Raw genomic sequence first — 19,930 nt, 5'->3', positions numbered from 1 at the left:
TGGATTTGTGGCTTTTTTCAGGAACGAAATTGCGAACTAAATTTGACACAATCGGGACAACCGGACTTACAGAGTTTCCCAGCTACGTTTTTACATCAGCTTGTGCGCCGAAGCTTACCGGTATGGTGCTTCCGAAGGGCATAGTCTCTATTCTTAAGAGCGCGTTTGATGGTATCGAATCCTTAAAGTCAGTGGTAATTCCAGACGGCGTGGAATCTATAGGATCTAGAGCATTCGACTACTGCACTTCTCTTTCTGAAGCTGTGATTCCTGGCAGCGTAAAATCCATAGGTGAGTCAGCATTCGCAGCGTGCGCTCTTTCTGAGGTTGTAATTCCCGACAGTGTTACAGAAATCGGAACTGCTGCTTTTTGCAGAGCAGGCATTTCAACATTAAAAATCGGAAAAGGACTGACTGCCATACCTAATAACTCTTTCATGGTCAACAATCTGAAAAAGATTACGATTCCTTCCAATGTAAAATCTATTGGAGTAAGTGCATTTAATAGAAATTACTGTTTGACAGAAATCGTGCTGGAAGAAGGCGTGGAGACAATCGGAGACGGAGCCTTTGGTGGCAGCGACAGCCCTGTAAGCGTGACAATTCCAAAAAGCGTTAAATCCATCGGAGATAACGCATTCGGCAGAAACGGACTGACAGTAAACTACAATGGAACAGTTGAAGAATGGAAAGCGCTCATAACCATAAACACAGGATATGAAAACCTTCTGAACGCAACAGTCCACTGCTCCAACGGCGACTACACACCGACAGCAGGCGAGTAAGGGGGATTCCCGCATCAAGTGCGGAAATGACATAAGGCTCTGTCATTGCTGGGTTAAACCCGACAATCCCCTGTCCGTGTGGCAATCCCCTCTTATTGCGGAGGGGATTTTTTTCTTGGGACTGCGCTGTTCAGTTTTTTTATCTGGCGTTCCACATTCTGTGCAAAGTTTCCGTAGGAGGCATTGTCCGCAATCGACATGGCAGAAAGATACGGAACAAGCTTTTCATTGATTGTGCGCACAAGCCTGCCCTTTATGGAATACGCGCTTTCATTTTTTAATGCCCTGCCGCACACAAATTCATCGTTCGCCTTATAAAAATCATCCTCCGCATTCCGCAAAGCTTGAATCAGTTCCGCCACGCCGTCCAGAGACACAGCGTCATTTTTTTCCTGCTCCCTCGAAAAATCCTCCAGCATGCTTTCTATGAGCGACGACTTTGACGAATAGCTTTCAGCAGTGATTTTAAGACCGTACTTTTTGAACACGGCAAGAAGACGTTTTGCACACTCTCTTTTTTCCGCCGAAGGAAACACCGCGTATCCTTTTAAAAGCGCGTTCAGCTTCCTGATTTCCCCATCGCGCGCCTTGTCTTTTTCCGCCAGAGAACTTTTCACCCGGTCCTGCATAATCGCCGTCGTAATTTCCGCGGAAAGCCTTTCAATCTCGCTGAACGTTTCCGCAAGAAACTTGTCCTCAATCCCAAAATCCTTGTAAAGCCGCACAAAATAATCCGAAAGTCCGTCCGCCGCCGTCACACGGATTGCATTTCTAAGCTTATTCATCGCTCCTCCAGATAAAATCGTTATGATTTTTATACAAAATAAATATTTTTGCACAAAATCACAGTGATTATATATAAAAAGTAATATTTAAGAATAAAATCATAATAATTATATTCAGTATATCACATTTTTATAAATAATTATAATGATTTTACAGTAAAATAAGTATTTTAATAAAAAATCTCAATGATTATGATATAAAATAAATATTTTTAATAAAAATCATAATGATTGCATAAGGGAAATATAAAATCCATTAGACTTTTTATACATCTAGCATAAATTTTCAGTAGTTAAGTTAAAAATTTTCAGATATAATAAGGCAAATAAAAGGAATCAAGAAATGAGCAGCACCGCATATCTTGCAAACGAAAGAAACTACACGCTTTTTACATTCGGAGACACGCGCCTAAAGTTCATCGGTCCGTACTCGCTTGAAAAATATGAGAAAGTCGTCTCCTGGGACAACGGCTATCTGGTCGTAATGGCAAAATACGCGCACAACAAAGAAGCCGAAGAAGAATACATTGACTTGATTCCAATTCTTGAAGACCTGTGCATGGATTCCGAAAAATTTCTAAAGCCAATCAAATCTGTAGAGGTGAAATATGCTTGATATATCAAAAATCGCAGATGAAGCGGACGTAATCATAAGCGGATTTGCAGTAAAGGAAAAAGAAGACAGTTTCTTTGTCTACAATCTGAACAATGCAGAAGGTGTCGCAGTTTTTACAAAAGACGGAACTTTAGCCGAGACAAACATGGACGACATAGAGCTTGCAATGGCAAAGAAAAATCTGCTCGAAAGCAAGAAATACATAGGAGCCTAAGCAGAATGCCAAAATACTATCAGTTCAAAGTTGCAAACTGCTTTCTTTATTTCACTTCAAAATGCGTTGTTGAAGCCATGCACGCGCACGCAAGCAAAGACGGAAAGCTTCAGGAACACGGCTCGGCAAAATTCTTTGTAAAAGGCAACGGAGATTCTGTTGTAACAAACACCGGAGACTTGAACGAACGGGAAATAAGAGTAATAAAACTGTTCATAAAAGAAAGATATTTGGAAATGTACGAAAAATGGAGCGAATACAGCCAAAACGGATTCTACAACAAATAATTTTCTATTCACAGATTCTAGCATCAAGTGCAGGAATGACACAAGGCTGTGTCATTGTCGGACTTGATCCGACAATCTCCTGCAACAGATTCCTGTGTCGTAGCACAGGAATGACAAAGGAATCAAGCAAGGGAATGACATTAGAATCACACATGGCAATGGCTGTTGTCAAAAAAAGCCGTTAGGCTTTTATAATCCGTGTGGCAATTCCCCCTTCAAACTAATTTTTAACACAATCAACACAAAGGCAAAACACTGCGCGCTGATAATGGCGGCATGAACTTTGATGAAATATTGTCTAGCAAAAATCTTTACACTGTTTTTCAGCCGATTGTCTCGCTGGAAACTGGAGACGTATTTGCTTACGAGGCTCTCACAAGAATTGACGAGTCTGTTTACATCGGAAGCATAAGAAACCTGTTTAAGATTTCCGAGGATGCAAGCCTTTCATGGCAGCTGGAAAAAAAGTGCATAAAATCTGCGCTCAAAACTGCAAGGGCACTGGGGCTCAAGCGCAAGCTGTTCCTGAACATAAATCCAAACGTCCTCATGGAAGAAGAGTTTCAGGAAAACTACATCAAGAGCAAGCTTGAAAAAAACGGAATAGAGCCGTCAAGCATCGTGTTTGAAATAACCGGGCAAAAGCTCACAGGCTCGGAGCAAAAACTTAGAGATGCTGTCCTTCACTTTAAAAGCCAGAACCTAAAGCTTGCAATTGACGACATCGGGGAATCTCACGCCGCCTTGAACAGAATCTGCACGCTGAATCCGGACTTTATAAAAATCAGCATAGACTTGGTCCAGTCTGTTCACAAGGACAAAGTAAAAAAGGAAATCGTAAGAAGCCTGTGCGCGTTCTGCAAAAACTCTGGAATCAAGCTGATTGCCGTTGGAGTTGAAACAGAAGAAAATCTTGCGGCAATAATGGAGCTTGGCATTCCTTACGCCCAGGGATTTTTTACAGGAAAGCCGGAACGTGTTTTTACTAAGACAAGCAAAGAGGCGTTTGTAAGAATAATTTCATACCAGAACAAAAAAAGCTCAAAGTTCGTTGAAGAAAAAAAGAGCATTGACAAGAAAAAGACACAGGCAATCATTCCCACGGAAGGAATAAAGTCAGACAGCCGTCCTATTTCGCAAATCACAAGGAAAGGCATGACAATTCCAGAAACCATGGCAGTTGCGGACGTTCTTGCCCTCTTTGACGCGAACCCGGAAATTTCAATCTTCACTGTTGTGGACAGCGCAAGCAAGGTAATGGGAATTATTCCGCGCATTACGCTTTTCAAAGTTCTGGGCACTCAGTACGGATTCAGCATTTATTCCAAAAAGCCCATTTCACGCCTTATGGTTACGGACTATCTTGCAGTTGAGTTTTTTGAGCCGGTGGAAGTTGTTGCGTCCAAGGCGGCTTCCCGTACAGAAGAGCATCTTTACGATCCGATTGTTGTTGAGCAGAAAGGAATTTATTTTGGCGTTGTAATATTCAAGGACTTGCTTGAAATAATTGTTAACGTTGAAGTTCTTGAACGCACGCAGGAGCTTAACAAGACAACAAGAAAGCTTTTGGAGCAGGAAGCAATGCAGCAGCGCGACTTAAAGCTTGCCGAGATTGTCCAGAAAAGCATTTATCCTAACCGCGCGCCAAAAACTTCCAAATGGGACTGCGCGTATATTTTCAAGCCCATGTCTTCTGTTTCCGGCGATGTCTACGACTTTTACTACGATGAAAAAGGCAGCCTGAACGGAGCCGCATTGTTCGATGTTTCAGGGCATGGAGTTGCTTCCGGACTTGTGGGAATCCTTTCAAAGTATCTTGCCAAGGACACTTTCCGCGAAAATAAAAACGAGGAGCTTAGCAAGCTTGCAAAAATTTTCAACAAAAAGCTCATAAAGGAAAAAGCGAATGTTGAAAACTATCTTACAGGAATTCTTCTGCGCATAAAAGATAACAAGATTGAATACGTGAATGCCGGGCACACTGACTTACTCTGCCTGGACAGCAAAAGAAAAGTTTCAATTGCAGGCGGCGCGGACGGAAGCTTTAGAGGCTCTTTCCTTGGAATTGAAGGACTGCCAGACAACTTTGAAACCGTAGACATTCCGCTTGAAAAAGACTCGTACTACATCATGTTCACGGACTGCCTTACCGAAAGCCGAAACCTTGCAGGAGACGAGCTTGGCATTGAACTTCTTCAAAAGATTCTTGCAAAAGCACCAGAAGGAACAAGTGCAAAGCAACTTTTGGAATATTTAATCGACATATTCGAAGCGTTCACGGAAGCCGTTCCATTGCGCGACGACCTTACAGTAATCGTGCTTAAATATCTTGGTGAATGAGCGGACAAAAGACTGTGTTAAAATTTAACAGAGTTTTAACATTCCGAATATTGAAAACCTGTGCGTTTGTTCTATAATGAAATTGCTATGAAAATACTGATTGTAGATGACGAAGAGCCAATCCGCGAGCTTATTAAATACAATGTTGAAAAGCAAAAGTATGAAACGTTCACGGCGGAAAACGGACAGCAGGCACTGGAGCTTTGCCGCAACAAAAATCCAGACCTTGTAATTCTTGACCTTATGCTTCCAGACATGAGCGGGCTGGACATCTGCCGCATTATCAGAAACGACAGTTCCATAAAGAACATTCCAATCATCATGGTTACTGCCAAGACAGAAGATTCCGACATTGTAACAGGCCTTGAGCTTGGAGCGGACGACTACGTAACAAAGCCGTTCAGTCCGAAAGTTCTGCTTGCAAGAATCCAAAGTGTTCTGCGCAGAAAGGGAGAAGCAATCCGCACAAATTCAGACGAGGATATAAAAATCCGCTCGCTTGTAATTTCGCCTCTCAAGCACAAAGTCATGCAGGACGGAAAAGAAGTGGAACTTAGCGCAACGGAATTTTCTATTCTTGAATTTCTTGCGCGGCACAAGGGGCAGGTTTTTAGCCGGCAGCAGATTATCAATGCGGTAAAAGGCTCAAGCTATCCTGTAACAGACCGTTCAATCGATGTTCAGATTTTGGGAATAAGAAAAAAAATCGGAGACAGCCCGGAAAGTTCAAATCCGTTTATTGAAACTTTGCGCGGCGTTGGCTACAGAATTTGCGAGGAATGATATGCAGAGGACTTTTAAAATCCGCACATTGCTTTTTGTCTTTAACGGACTTTTGCTTGCAGCTGGATTTACCATTTTGCTTTTTGTGTGTCTTTTGGCTTTGGAAAGCACCGCCGTTGATCAGACTGAAGCAAACCTAAAATCGTTCGCGCATTCGCTTGCAAAAATAATTCCGCAGGACGAAAAAAACGCGGACACTTTTATAAAAGATCTTACGCATTCAGATGACTCGTTCAGGATTACGCTTATAAATCAGGACGGAACAGTTGCGGCGGATTCAGTTTCCAATCCAAGCGAAATGGAAAACCACAGCTACAGAAAAGAAGTACGCATGGCTTTGGCAGGAAAAGAATCAAGTTCAATTCACACAAGCTCTACAAACGGAAAAAGGTTTATGTACTATGCGATTCCGCTTTCCGCAAACGAATCTTTTTCCGCGCTTAGAATTTCCATGCCAGTTGAAGAAACTGTGTTCTTTTCGTCTTCCACAAAAAATACTTTTGTAATTTCAACAATTTTAATTTTCGCTCTTGTGCTGCTTGTTTCGTTTTATATTTCAAGCAAAACTGTGCGTCCGATTTTGCTGATGAAAAAGGCAACGGAAGAATACGCAAAAGGCAACTTTGATTTTCACTTGAACATTTCTTCGCCTCAGGAAATGGCGGAACTTGCGCAGTCGTTTAATTCAATGACAGACAGAATTACGCAGAACATTCAGAGCTTAAAAAAAGTTGAGCAAATCCGAAAAGATTTTGTTGCGAACGTAAGCCACGAATTAAAAACGCCGGTAACTTCAATAAAAGGATTCACGGAAACTTTGCTTGACGACGGAATCAACGAGCCTGAAACCGCAAAGCATTTTCTTGGAATCATCAACACGCAATGCGAACGTCTCATAAATATAATAGAAGATTTGCTCACGTTAAGCCGGCTTGAAACAGACAACGGGGTTCTTGAAACCGTAAAAACAAATCTTGTGCAGATTGCAAAAAAAGCCTGCTCAAATCTTGAAAGCTTAGCAAGTGAAAAGCAAATCAAAATAAATTTCAGCTCAAGCAAAAAGGAAATTTTTATAAAAGGAAACCCTGGACTTCTTGAACAGGTGATAACAAATTTAATCGACAACTCGGTGAAATACTGTCCAGACAAAAGCATTGTTTCCTGCTCACTTTCTGAAAATTCCGGCAAAGCAAAAATAATTGTAGAAGACAACGGAAACGGAATTCCAGATGAATACAAAGACAGAATTTTTGAAAGGTTCTACAGAGTTGACAAAGGAAGAAGCCGCGAGCATGGAGGCACTGGACTTGGACTTTCCATTGCAAGGCACATTGTGAACATCCACGGCGGAACTATAAAAGAAACTGGACGGCCAGATAAAAAGAAAGGCGCGCATTTTGAAATAGAGCTTCCGCTTTAAAATATTTCAGCTAAACGCAATTAATTCTGCATAAAATATTTTTTTTAGTTAATTATATTATATGCAGAATTACATTTTAGATTGCTCCAAATCCGGCAAGCAGCCAAACATACGAGAACTTACGCTTTTAAATGGAATTTCCTATCCTGATGACGAAGAGCTTATAATGCTCATTCTGGGAAAAGGCACAAAAAACAATCCGATTGAAAGCCTTGCTGAAAAAGTTACAAAAGCAATAAATTCCAGCAACGATGAAGAGCTTATTCCCAATCTGAAAAAAATAGAAGGAATGGGAGAAAGCCGCGCGCTCATAATAGCAGCCGCATTGGAACTTGGAAGAAGAAGACGCGGAATTTTGCGTTCATCAATAAATGCGCCAAAAGACGTGATTCCGTTTTTGCAGCACTACACTCTCATGCCAACCGAGCATTTTATTACAGTTACAGTAAACGGCGCAAAAGAAATTTTAAGCACAAGAGTTGTTTCGGTTGGAACAATAAACAAAGCTCTCATTCATCCGCGGGAAGTTTTTGCAAACGCAGTTTCTGAATACGCCTCTGGAATTATCTGCTGCCACAATCATCCGTGCGGACAATGCTATCCAAGCAACGCAGATATTGATTCCACAAAAGTTCTTCAGAAAGCGGCAAAAATTTTGGGCATTGTATTTATGGACCACATCATAATAACAAAGGAAGACTATTTTAGTTTTTTGGAACACGGAATGCTATGAAAGTTGAATTTTGCAATAAAAGTTATTATATTTTTCAGCATGAAACTCTACTCAAAAAAACAGCTTGTTACTTATTCAATTTCAACAGGAATTCTTGCAGCAGCAGCAGTTTCCTTGTTTTTCACTTTTTTTAAAAATGATTCTTCAAAAAAATCCAGCAAAGAAATTTCAGCAGTAGAAAAAAATCAAGCAGAATTAAAAGAAGAAATTCCGCAGTCATTTGAAGCATTTCCAGTCGCGGCGGAAAACGGTTCATACACGCAGGACGAATCTCAAAACATTTCAGTGTATGAAAAATGCAACGAGGCAGTTGTAAATATCACTACAAAAGTAATGGGCTACAACTGGTTTTACGAGCCGATTGTGACGGAAAGCGGTTCTGGCTCCGGCTCAATTATCGACAAGCGCGGATACGTTGTAACAAATGTCCATGTAATAGAAAAAGCTTCTGTAATCAATATTTCACTTGCAGACGGAACAACTTACGAAGGAACAGTTGTAGGACAAGACATAGAAAGCGACATTGCCGTTTTAAAATTCGAGCCTGCAAAAGGAGCTGACTTAAAAACAATTTCTTTTGGAGATTCTGAAAGCCTCAAGGTTGGACAAAAAGTCATTGCAATTGGAAATCCGTTTGCACTTGAACGAACAATGACAACAGGAATCATTTCAGGGCTTGGCCGTCCAATTCAAAAAAGCGCAAATGTAATAATCCGAAACATGATTCAAACTGATGCCGCAATCAATCCAGGGAATTCAGGCGGACCGCTTTTAGACAGCCAAGGACGCATGATTGGAATCAACACAATGATTTATTCTTCCAGCGGATCTTCTGCCGGAGTCGGATTCGCAATTCCAGCAAGCACAGCCCGGCGAGTTGTAAGCGATCTTTTAAAATACGGAAAAGTAAACCGCGGAACAATGAAACTTTCGCTCGTCCAAAACACAGCCCGAATCGCAAACTTTGCAGGATATGAAATTTCTTCCGGCATGATTGTAAGCAGCGTAAGAAAAGGAAGCAAGGCAGATCAGGCAGGAATTAAAGGCGGCACTCAAGCAGTTCAGTACGGCACTTTTAATCCGCAGACAATTTACCTTGGCGGCGACATAATAACAGAAATCAACGGAATAAAAATTTCAAAACTCGCGGACTACTACAGCGCAATTGAAGACAAAGTTCCGGGCGACGTTGTAACTGTAACAGTTTACCGCAACAGAAAGTTTGAAAAGCTGAAAGTAGAACTTGAGCCATCCAGCAACTCCGCTAATTCAAATATATAAAAATAAATTGTAATTTTTCATAATGTCAAATAAGTTGTAAAACTGCATGAATAAAAAATACCGGAACGGAAGCGAAAAAGCAGAATTGGCGTAATTTGCTGTTTTTTTTGCCGCATGGCATAAAAGGAAATAACAAAGAGTTTAGAATAGCAAATCTTTGTTATTTCTTCCAACAAAAAAAATTGCAACCCTAGCCAATTATGATTTTCCGCTGAAAGTGCAGGTATTTTTTTGTTCTTCTATAATATATTTTGCCATACATAAACAATAGATTTTTTTTTATAGTTTATCTAAAATAAATGCATGAGAAAATTTCATGTTGTTTCTCCTTTTGAACCTTCTGGAGATCAGCCAAACGCAATAAAAAAACTTTCCGAAGGATTTTTCCGCGGAGACAAATATCAGACTTTAAAAGGCGTTACAGGAAGCGGAAAAACTTTCACAATGGCAAAAATAATTGAAGCAGTTCAGCGTCCGACTTTAATTATCAGCCACAACAAAACTCTTTCCGCCCAGCTTTACAGAGAATTCAAAACATTTTTTCCAGACAATGCCGTAGAATATTTTGTAAGCTACTACGATTATTATCAGCCTGAAGCCTATGTTCCTGCGCGCGACTTGTATATAGAAAAAGACGCTTCCATAAATAAAGAAATCGACAAGCTCCGGCTTGCGGCAACTTACGCATTAATGGAACGCCGCGATGTAATTATCGTTGCGACCGTCAGCTGCATTTACGGACTTGGAATGCCTGACCTCTACAAGGAAATGCGTATTCATGTTGAAAAAGGAAACGAGCTTGACACGCACGAAATCGCATCAAGGCTTATTTCAATTCAGTATGAGCGAAACGACATGATTCTTGAGCGTGGAAAATTCAGGATCAAAGGCGACACAATTGAAATTTTTCCGCCTTACATGGAAACAGATGAGGCTTACAAAATTGAACTCGACTTTGATCAGATTTCACGCATAAAAAGATTCAACGCAATTTCTGGAGAAACAATAGAAGAGCTTGACGAACTTCAGCTTTATCCTGCCAAGCACTTTGTTGTTCCGCGCGACCAGATGGCAAGCGTTACGGAAAAAATTCAGGCTGAACTTGATGCGCGTCTTGAAGAGCTTCGTTCCGCCGGAAAAATTCTTGAAGCCGAACGATTAAAAACACGAACAACTTACGACCTTGAAATGATGAAGGAAATGGGCTACTGCTCTGGAATTGAAAATTATTCCGGACCGATTTCCGGGCGAAAAAGAGGAGATCCGCCTGCAACTTTGCTTCATTATTTTCCTGATGATTTTCTCTGCATGATTGACGAGGCGCACGTTTCTGTTCCGCAGATTGGAGCAATGTACGAAGGCGACCGGGCACGCAAGCAAAATTTAATTGACTTTGGATTCAGGCTTCCAAGCGCATTGGACAACCGCCCGCTAAAAATTGATGAGTTCACAAAAAAAATGAACCAGGTGATTTTTGTAACAGCAACTCCACGCCCAGAAGAAATTAAAAAGTCAACGCAAGTCGTGGAACAGCTTATCCGCCCGACAGGACTTCTTGATCCAAAAATTGAAGTACGTCCAAGCGAAGGACAAATGCAGGACATCTTTAAAGAAGTCAGCGCACGCATAAAAAAAGGCGAACGTTCATTGATTCTTACGCTTACAAAAAAAATGGCGGAAGACTTAACAGACTATCTCTCCGAGTTGAATTTAAAAGTCAAATACATTCATTCTGAAATTGACACTTTTGAGCGCGTTGAAATTTTAAAAAGCCTGCGCACCGGAGAAACCGATGTTCTAATTGGAATCAACCTTTTGCGTGAAGGAATCGACTTGCCGGAAGTTTCGCTGATTGCAATCCTTGACGCGGACAAAATCGGATTCTTAAGAAGCACAACTTCACTGATTCAGATTATAGGACGAGCCGCACGAAATGCTGACGGAACAGTTTTAATGTACGCAGACAGAATGAGCGATGCAATGAAAGAAGCCATCGATGAAACTAAGCGCCGCCGTTCAATTCAAGAAGCATACAACAAGGAACACGGAATTGTTCCAAAGACAATCAAAAAGGCCGTTGAAGATATTCTTGAGCACCAAAAAGAAGACGCAGAGCAAGAAGCGAACATAAAGCTTGAAGCCCTTAAAAAGAGCACAAATCTTTTTGTCGCCCAGCAAAGAAAAAAACTTCTTGACCTGATGAAAAAAGAAATGTCAGAAGCAGCCGACCGTCTTGACTATGAGCAGGCAGCAGTTTTGCGCGACCAGATTATAGAAATAGAAAAAACTTACGGAAAATAAACAGCAGCTTTTTCGGGGGACTTATGAAAACGAAAAATTTTTTTTTAGCATATTTTATTATGTCAGTTTTGATTTTGACAAATTCTTTCTCACAGGCTAAACAAGCGCAATCTCAAAACGGAAGGGCAATTTCCTTTATACCAAAATTCGAGCTTAAAATAAATGAAAACAAAATGCCGGGCGCAGTTTCAGGAAAAAGCACGATGTGCGAAATCAGCTCTGTTGCCTACGAGCCGAAAGGTCCGCTTGAGCCTAACACTTTTTTTTCTGCAACAGTAACTTACAAGGCGACAGGCGAAAATTATTTTACGGAACAGACAAAGCCTTCTCCTGTAAATAAGACGGAAGCAAAAATCATAAAAGGCGGCAAAAAAACGCTCATCGTAAAATACACAAAAACACAATCTCAAAAAGATGAAGAATCTGCCGTAATCAAAAGAAACATAAAGCAGGAAAAAGAAATTGAAAAAGCAAAATCACTCGCAACTGACACTTCGGAGCAAGAGGAATGGAAAGGCGCGCCGGCAATTTTAAGGCGCACTCCGTTTGAATTTGAAGGCGGAAACGGAACTGCCGAAAATCCGTTCTTAATCAAAACAGCAGAGCAGCTAAACTCAATCAGATTCGGGCTTGATTTTCATTACAAGCTGATTTCAGACATCGACCTTTCAAAATGGGGAAACTGGATTCCAATCGGCGGAACTCCGTCTTATGGCGGAAGTCACGGCGGACAAGGATTCCAGGCGGCTGATAAAGGAAGCGGAAAATTTTCAGGCTCGCTAGACGGAAACCACCACGTAATTTCAGGAATGACGATAATCGACCACAGCGACGACATTTTTATGGGAGAGGACTTTGCAGAACGTTCCTACGCGCTTTTCGCCGAAATGATTAGACCAAAAGATTTCAGACAAGCGCAAAACAACTTTGTAAAAGACCTCGGAATCATAAACTATACAATCGATGTGAGCTACACAAAATTAAAAAACGGATGCACGCTCAATGCGGCAGCTCTTTCACCAAACGCATCAAGCAGAACTTTTGAAAACTGCTATTCATCAGGCGGAAAAATAAAAATCCACGCCAGCCGCGCCGATGAACAGGAAAACACTTTGTTCATTTACGCAGGCGGACTTCTTTCTTCAATTGACCACACAAAAGTCATAAACTGCTACAACACTTCTCCTCTAATAATTACGACAAGCGATACGGACTATATAGACACACAACGCGGAAGCAAGAGGATGGTTATGGCAGGAGGAATTGCAAGGCGGGCGGAATACAGCAAAATAACCGGCTGCATGAACTCAGGCGAAATTTCTGTTCCTTACGCAAACTGGGGACTTGCGGCTCTTTCTGCTGGAATCGTTGCGAGAGTCGGAATAAGCGATGCCCCGGAAAACATTTACAATCTTCCGCCAGAAACCGCAACAAACATAACAAGCTGCTACAACATCGGAACAATACGCGGAACTTACGTTGCAGGCGTTATGGGCTACACAGGAACTGACTGCTACATAAGCGACTGCTACAACGCAGGAAATCTTGAAATCGACGAGCTGAATCCAAACAAAGAACCTTCTCTGATAATAAAAGCCGACATCGCCGTTCCAGTCTGCAAAATTTTTAATTACGGAAAAAAATACGTTCACGACAACGGAATAAACGTTGTTTCAGGCAACAGATGGATAGATTCTCCAAAGCTCGGAAGAAAAATCCTAAAGGCGATTCCAGAAGACAAGCTCGGAATCAAGCCAAGCGTGCCGGAAGCTCCAGTTCAAGTCGGAGATTTTTCAGACGTGATGTCAAACGACATTTTCGCTCTTTCTGTTCCGTGGGCAGTTGAAAAAGGAATCGCAAAGCCATCATCAAAAACAAAATTCTCACCAGACGAGACTTGCACCCGCGGACAAGTTCTCACTTACATTTACCGCTGGAACGGCTCGCCAAAATCTTCAATAAAAAATCCTTTCAAAGACGTAAAGCCAAGCGACAGTTTTTACAACGCGGCACTTTGGGCTTACGAAAAAGGACTTTTCAAGGGAAGCACGCTAAACGGAAACCAGCCTTGCACGAGAGGCGACGCAGTCGAATTCTTATGGAAATACGCGAATTCCTATCCGATGAATCCGGCGGACAATTTTACCGACGTTCCGCGCTCATCAAAATATCATTCTGCCGTCTCCTGGGCTTACTGGATGAGAATTGCGACAGGCACAACACAAACAACGTTCGAGCCTGAATCGGCCTGCACAAAAGCGCAAATCATAACGTTCATTTATAATTTGGAACATTCGCACTTTATGGACTGGCTAAAAATGATTTTGGAGCAATCTGAGCAATAAAAATAGAAAAAGTCATTGAACTAAGAAAAAACAACAAACCGAAAAATCAAAATTGGAGAATAAAATGAAAAAAACAGCCTTCAGGATTTTTGTCTTAATCAGCGTGGTAATTTTTACTTTGCAGAATTCTTTTGCGCAAAAACAAAGTCCAGCTTACGTTTGGCCAGAAAACACAATAGGAGATTATCCTTACTACACGCAGGCGCAGGCGGACTTTTTGTGTTCTGACATAAACCAGACAACGCTTGTAATCACAGAAGAAAAAATCAAAAAGGCAGGAATAAATTCTAACAACTCAGAAAAAATAAGCCGTTATCTTTATGAAACAACAACTCCAGAAGAACGCGCAAGAATAAAAACAATAATTCTCGATGTTGCCAATCCTGATGCAGAACCATTATTTGCATACAACCATCTTATGAACTGGTCTCATGTTTATCCCAGGAATTTAAAGAATCTGTGGCTTAGTCCAAAAGTTGATGTAAGAAAATTTCTCAAGGAAGTTAGAGATGTAAAAGCAAAATCAATGTTTGAATCAACAAACACGCCAATGAATTCGTGGGACTGCACGCTTTACGTTCCTGAAAATCAGCTTCCGAAAGGAATGAGAGGAATTTTTGAAAATCCTGACGACATGCTTTCAAGCTATCTTCTTCTTAGGTTCAAGACAAAAACTTACACAGGAGATGTTTATGCGGCGGCAAAACTTGGAGACAAGGCAACAAAACTGCACTGCAATAATCACGTTTATAATGAAAGGCTTGCCACAATCGACAAGCTTTACAAAAAATCAACCTGCAAAAACATCAACAAATATTATTATTCCTGCGAATTCTGCGGAAAATGCGAATACAATCCAAATCATACATTTTCATACGAACTTTCTGAAAACAGACCAGAACCGATTGAAGACGGAAGATTTTACGGACACCACTTTATCGACCATAAAATCACAAAAGAAAATTTCGTCGGAATAAATTCAAGAGGAGAACGCGTCTACTGGAAATCCTGCTCACAATGCGGAAACAACGTAAAAGACTGCAACAGCTCTCCAAAAGTTTTCAACAGGGCGACATTTGACTTTGCGCTTGGGACAGGCATGGACGGAACTTACGAGCAGTATATGGAAATTATAACAAAGCAATGGAACACAGTTTACAAAGATGAAGCACTAGAAAACGCTTCTCTTGAATTTGACGGACCAACTTCTTTTGCAGTTCTTGATAAAGTTGCAAAGGCAAAAGTCAGCGGCAAGGCAGAAAACGACGTAAACTGGGCTTTTCAAAACGACTTGGTTGACGAAAAACTTTTTGGAAACGACTACACTGCAAAAATCACAAAACTGCAATGCGCATCTCTCGCGGTAAACCTTGCAGAAAAAGTGTCAGGCAAAGCAATTGCGCCTGCTTCAAAATTAACTTTTTCTGACACGGAAAATATTTACGCAAGAAAAGCCGCTGCGGCAGGAATCGCAAAATCATCAGGAACTTTCAATCCAAACGCAATTCTAAGCCGTCAGCAAATGGCAACATATTTTTACCGCGCGCTTCAATATGTAAAAAAGAATTCTCACATCAAATACACGCCCTACACTCCAAAGCTTGAAAAATATAGCGATAACGCACAGATTGCAAAATGGGCAAGAGATGCAATGGGATTTATGGACACGCTCGGCTTAATCGAAAAAACCTCTGAAAAGACAATTTCTCCGGAAGCTCCTTGCACAATTGAAAACGCGATTGTTACAGCAAGCAAAAGTTTTTATGCGGACAAAATCGGCTGGTATCAGGCACGAACAGTTGTGGAAGCAGATGCAAGATTCTATTCCTCAAACAGAACTGCACAGCATTTCTTGGATTGCGCTCTTTCAGGCGATGACTGGGGAGGCTGGCTTAAATACGTTTACACAGGCGGAACACGCATTTGGGTTACAGGACCAAGAGTCGGAAGCTCGAGAGATTACGCAAGGCATTATCCGACAAAAAATCCGTACAATGGCGAGACAATATATGTGATTGCAGAAGATTTCTTGCCGATAAAAGAGGATTAAAAACTTTTGGTGAAAATTATTTTGAAACAATTAAATCAAAAAAATATTTTATGGAGGAAAAATGAAAAAATCAATTTTCAAGACCATCATCTTAATCAGCGCGCTTGCGCTTGCAGCAGCTCCAGTTTTCTCACAGACAAAAAGGAAAACGCAATCACAACAAACGCAACGGCAAAAACAGACAAAAAAAACTCAGTCCGCAGAAATGGAATCTACGCAATCATACTGGGAAGGCGCACCGGCTGTTTTAAAGAAAACTCCGTTCAAGTTTGAAGGCGGAACTGGCACTCTCAAAGATCCATACTTAATCAAAACAGCAGACCAGCTCAACTCAGTAAGATTCGGACTTTCAAAGCACTACAAGCTGATTGCCGACATTGACCTTTCAAAATGGGGAAACTGGATTCCGCTCGGCGGAACTCCGGCTTATGGCGGCTCTTGGATAAAAAAATATCCTCAAGCAGCAGATGCAGGATGCGGAGAATTCACAGGTTCTTTTGACGGAAACGGCCATGTAATTTCTGGAATGACAATAATCGACCACAATGACGACATCTTTATGGGAGAAGCCGAGGCAACACGCGCATACGCTCTTTTCGGAGCAATATTTCCAGAAAACAATTCATTCATTAGAAATCTTGGAGTTGTGAACTACACAATCGACATCAGCCACACAAAAATGAAATACAACTGCGACCTTCGGGTGGCGGCGATTTCAAATTATGCGGCAGGCTTAATCGTAGAAAACTGCTACACTTCAGGCGGAAAAATTAAAGTGCATACAGGACGCGCAGGCAACCAAACCAGCAGAGTATATGTGATGGCAGGCGGAATGTTCACAGAAATTGAAGACTCCAGAATCACAAACTGCTACAACGCATCTCCAATCATCATAACAACAAGCGACACAGACTACATGAACTACAATTACACAACCACAACAAGGCAGCTTGGTGATCTTCGTTCTGCACGGGCTGGCGGAATTGCAATGCAGATGATGTACACACATATAACAAGCTGCATGAACGCAGGTGAAATTACAGTTCCTTACGCAAACTTCGGATACGGAAATTCACTTACAGGAGGAATTGTGGGAAAAGTTGTACGCCTTGGCCAGCAGTTTATTGAAGACTTGCCTCCAGAAACAGCAAGCACAATAACAAGCTGTTACAACATTGGAAAAATCACAGGAACTTACGCCAGCGGAATTTTGGGATTCACAAGCACCGATTGCTATATAAGCGACTGCTACAACGTAGGCGAACTTGTTCTTGATGAAGACAATCCACAAAAAGACTATATTCCAACTTTTAAAGATGACATAATAATTCAAGGATGTAATATTCTTGAATACGGCAAAAAATATGTTCACGACAACGGAATAAAAGTTGTTCATGGCAGCAGCTGGATAGATTCTCCAAAGCTAGGAAGAAAAATCTTAAAGGCAATTCCAGAAGACAAACTTGGAATCAAGCCAAGCGAGCCGGAAGCTGCAACACAAATCGCAGGATTTACAGATGTAAAGTCAAACGACGACTTTGCGCGTTCTGTTCCCTGGGCAGTTGAAAAAGGAATTGCAAAGCCTTCATCAAAAACAACATTCTCTCCAAACGATCCATGCACACGCGGGCAAGTTGTTACATACATTTACCGCTGGCAGGGCTCACCAAAAGTTTCAGGTAAAAATCCGTTCAAAGATGTAAAGCCAAGCGACACTTTCTATAACGCGGCACTCTGGGCTTACAAAAACGGATTTTTAGAGGGAAACACATTCAGCGGAAACGCCCCTTGCACACGTGGCGATGCGCTCGAAATCTTATGGAAATGCTCAGGTTCAATGGAGATGATTGCGATTGATAACTTTACCGATGTTCCGCGCTCATCAAAATATCAGCAGCCAGTTTCCTGGGCATACTACGGAGCAATCGCAAAACCAACCACAAAAACCACGTTCGAACCTGAATCAGTCTGCACAAAAGGCCAGATTGTAACATTCATTTATCAAGTTGAGCACACAGGCTTAAAGGACTGGATGGATACAACACAACAAAATGCAAATTCAAGTCAAGTCAATGATATAGTGAATAATGCAATCAAACAAATGGGCTTGGAGGATCTTTTCAACGGAAATCAGTTCTAGTTGCCAGATTCAATATAATCATCAGGACAAACGCATTATAAATAATTTAAGTAAAATTTGCGCGAAGGAACGATTCGTGGGGCAAAAACACTCTGATTGCTGCGACCGCGTGAGCAGGCGATTCTATAGTTACTTTGCAACAATCAGCGTGTAGCATATTGCGCGATTTTGAACCACAAAACCGTGACTGGGAGCCAGTTTTATGCTGAATACATTTATAATGCCTTTTGCCCTGATATAATCATTGACACAAGTATTTTTTTTCTATATCATATTTGCACTGTTAGGAACAAATTTTTAGGTAGGTACGAGATATGTCAAGATCATGTGATGTCTGCGGAAAACACTCAATGCACGGAAACAGAGTAAGCAAATCATACAATCATACACGCCGTCAGTGGAAGCCAAATCTTTTGAAGATTAAGACAGAAATCGACGGAACAACAAGAACAATCAAAGTTTGCACTCAGTGTCTCCGCTCTGGATTCATTACAAAGAAAATCAATGTAACTCCTGCAAACGCAGGCGCAAACAAGGCTGAATAGTTTAATCTAAAAGGCTAAAATTTAAAGAAGGCTGCCCAAAACGGCAGTCTTTTTTTATTTTAAATTAAATATCACTAATTTCGAGTTTTGCAATTTAGTGTCATTATCGGGCTCAACCCGATAATCCTATCGAAAGTTTACAATAGATTCCCGTGTCATAGCACGGGAATGACACTTAATTGATTATTTTTATCAAAATTCAGACTAAAAAAAATAGTTTCTAATTTCATGGCCGAACCTCTTGACAAAACTCGGGGGGGGTAAAATGACCTTGAGGTATTTTATGATGAAAATTAGAAACTTTATTTTTGGAATTTCATTGATTTGTGCAATTTGTTTTTCAAGCTGTTCAGACGGCTCAAGCAGTTCAGATTCAGATGACACAGAAAGCACAACAAATGACACAAGCGCAAAAGTCCTTGACCTTAGAATCAAGAAAAATGGCGTTGTGCACAATTCAAGCCGCTCAATTGAAAACGCAGCCGAAATAACACAAACAGCTCACGTAAAAGCCACAGCAGTTTCAGGCGGAATCCAGTTTGAAATTGCGCTTCCAAGCGATGCAACTTACCTTGAAATCAGAAGACTTGAAGACATCGAAGGCATGGAAGATTTTTGGACAACAAGATGTGAATTACAAGACGCATGGAAATACAAAGGACAGACATATAAATTTGTTTATCCGCTTTGCGAGCCGGGCGAAAAATACAAGTTCAACATTGGTATTCAAGTTACAGATGAAAAACAAAATTCAAAAGACTTGGATGCAGAAATTATCATAATCACCGCTACAGACGGAATAGGCGACATCGACTATTCAAATTTAACAAGCCGCCACATAGACTTATCTTACGATGGAACAAAGCCGACTGTTAAAGTTTTAAACGTTATTCCGCCGGAAGGAGACAATGTGGGAACAAGAATCGCCTACTATGCAAAAAATTCCAGCACAGAAACAGACTGGAACAATGACGTAATTTGGTTTGGAAATTACCTTGGAAAAAAAACAGACACAGACACAGTATCTTCAACTAAACTTCATGACGCAAAAGACTATACTAATCCAAAAAATCCTGTTTACTATCTAGAAGATAAAGAAGAGTGCCAAGAGCTTCTGGCAACAGGCTTCAGCCATTTTCTTGAAAGCACAAACAAATCTTATCTTTTCGTGCAGTACGCATACACTTTTGAAGTTAATGAAATGGAAAATCCAGAACGCTACGTCTGGAGAACCGCAATCTTAGATTCAGACGCCATAAAAATAAAGTAAACTATCATTCCCTGACTGACTTTGCAAAAATAAAA

The 19,930-nt window shown here is 41.0% G+C and carries 17 protein-coding genes; 16 read left to right on the top strand and 1 reads right to left on the bottom strand.

Translation table 11 applies throughout. The features are described 5' to 3' along the window. On the top strand, positions 1-785 hold a 785-nt coding region (locus tag Q0N70_RS03050; RefSeq protein WP_294013710.1), incomplete at its 5' end, for a leucine-rich repeat domain-containing protein. A gap of 92 nt (positions 786-877) precedes the next feature. On the opposite strand, the gene Q0N70_RS03045 is transcribed toward Q0N70_RS03050, so the two are convergent. Next, positions 878-1,570 carry a DUF6261 family protein gene (locus Q0N70_RS03045; RefSeq protein ID WP_294013708.1) on the bottom strand — a complete coding sequence of 231 codons (693 nt, stop codon included), beginning with the start codon at positions 1,568-1,570 and terminating at the stop codon, positions 878-880. Between the two features lie 343 nt (positions 1,571-1,913). Between Q0N70_RS03045 and Q0N70_RS03040 the strand changes: the two genes are divergently transcribed. From Q0N70_RS03040 to Q0N70_RS02970, 15 genes are all read left to right on the top strand, one after another. Beyond that, the gene (locus Q0N70_RS03040; RefSeq protein WP_294013705.1) at positions 1,914-2,186 is read left to right on the top strand and encodes a hypothetical protein; all 273 of its coding nucleotides are present in this window, start codon (positions 1,914-1,916) and stop codon (positions 2,184-2,186) included. After that, entirely contained in the window at positions 2,179-2,400 is a 222-nt protein-coding gene (locus Q0N70_RS03035) for a hypothetical protein (protein ID WP_294013702.1), read from the top strand. Before Q0N70_RS03040 ends, Q0N70_RS03035 begins: the two co-directional genes overlap by 8 nt. Positions 2,401-2,405: 5 nt before the next feature. Then, on the top strand, positions 2,406-2,687 hold the full coding sequence (locus tag Q0N70_RS03030) for a DUF4160 domain-containing protein (RefSeq protein ID WP_294013699.1): 282 nt from the start codon (positions 2,406-2,408) through the stop codon (positions 2,685-2,687). 35 nt (positions 2,688-2,722) lie between these two features. Continuing rightward, entirely contained in the window at positions 2,723-2,872 is a 150-nt protein-coding gene (locus Q0N70_RS03025) for a hypothetical protein (RefSeq protein ID WP_294013696.1), read from the top strand. Between the two features lie 91 nt (positions 2,873-2,963). Beyond that, complete coding sequence (locus Q0N70_RS03020) at positions 2,964-5,027, top strand: EAL domain-containing protein (protein ID WP_294013693.1); 2,064 nt, start codon at positions 2,964-2,966, stop codon at positions 5,025-5,027. Between the two features lie 87 nt (positions 5,028-5,114). Further along, entirely contained in the window at positions 5,115-5,810 is a 696-nt protein-coding gene (locus Q0N70_RS03015) for a response regulator transcription factor (protein ID WP_294013691.1), read from the top strand. A 1-nt stretch (position 5,811) separates the two neighbouring features. Then, the gene (locus Q0N70_RS03010) at positions 5,812-7,230 is read left to right on the top strand and encodes an ATP-binding protein (protein ID WP_294013688.1); all 1,419 of its coding nucleotides are present in this window, start codon (positions 5,812-5,814) and stop codon (positions 7,228-7,230) included. Between the two features lie 61 nt (positions 7,231-7,291). Further along, positions 7,292-7,963, top strand: coding sequence for a RadC family protein (locus Q0N70_RS03005; RefSeq protein ID WP_294013684.1), 672 nt, complete (start codon positions 7,292-7,294; stop codon positions 7,961-7,963). Between the two features lie 39 nt (positions 7,964-8,002). Next, on the top strand, positions 8,003-9,244 hold the full coding sequence (locus Q0N70_RS03000) for a trypsin-like peptidase domain-containing protein (RefSeq protein ID WP_294013681.1): 1,242 nt from the start codon (positions 8,003-8,005) through the stop codon (positions 9,242-9,244). 303 nt (positions 9,245-9,547) lie between these two features. After that, complete coding sequence (gene uvrB, locus Q0N70_RS02995) at positions 9,548-11,545, top strand: excinuclease ABC subunit UvrB (protein WP_273465883.1); 1,998 nt, start codon at positions 9,548-9,550, stop codon at positions 11,543-11,545. Positions 11,546-11,604: 59 nt separating this feature from the next. Next, the gene (locus Q0N70_RS02990) at positions 11,605-13,890 is read left to right on the top strand and encodes an S-layer homology domain-containing protein (protein ID WP_294013677.1); all 2,286 of its coding nucleotides are present in this window, start codon (positions 11,605-11,607) and stop codon (positions 13,888-13,890) included. A gap of 64 nt (positions 13,891-13,954) precedes the next feature. Then, positions 13,955-15,940 carry a hypothetical protein gene (locus Q0N70_RS02985; RefSeq protein ID WP_294013672.1) on the top strand — a complete coding sequence of 662 codons (1,986 nt, stop codon included), beginning with the start codon at positions 13,955-13,957 and terminating at the stop codon, positions 15,938-15,940. 61 nt (positions 15,941-16,001) lie between these two features. Continuing rightward, a complete protein-coding gene (locus Q0N70_RS02980) occupies positions 16,002-18,080 on the top strand; it encodes an S-layer homology domain-containing protein (RefSeq protein ID WP_294013669.1) in 2,079 nt (692 codons plus the stop codon). Between the two features lie 314 nt (positions 18,081-18,394). Next, entirely contained in the window at positions 18,395-18,625 is a 231-nt protein-coding gene (gene rpmB, locus Q0N70_RS02975) for a 50S ribosomal protein L28 (RefSeq protein ID WP_273354877.1), read from the top strand. Positions 18,626-18,908: 283 nt separating this feature from the next. After that, positions 18,909-19,895 (top strand): hypothetical protein, encoded by a 987-nt coding sequence (locus Q0N70_RS02970; RefSeq protein WP_294013664.1) that lies wholly within the window; start codon positions 18,909-18,911, stop codon positions 19,893-19,895. Positions 19,896-19,930 lie beyond the last annotated feature (35 nt).

It is taken from the genome of uncultured Treponema sp. (assembly GCF_945873775.1).
GTDB lineage: Bacteria > Spirochaetota > Spirochaetia > Treponematales > Treponemataceae > Treponema_D.
The sequence above is the reverse complement of the archived record's forward strand: the minus strand, read 5'-3'. Positions and strand labels throughout refer to the sequence as shown.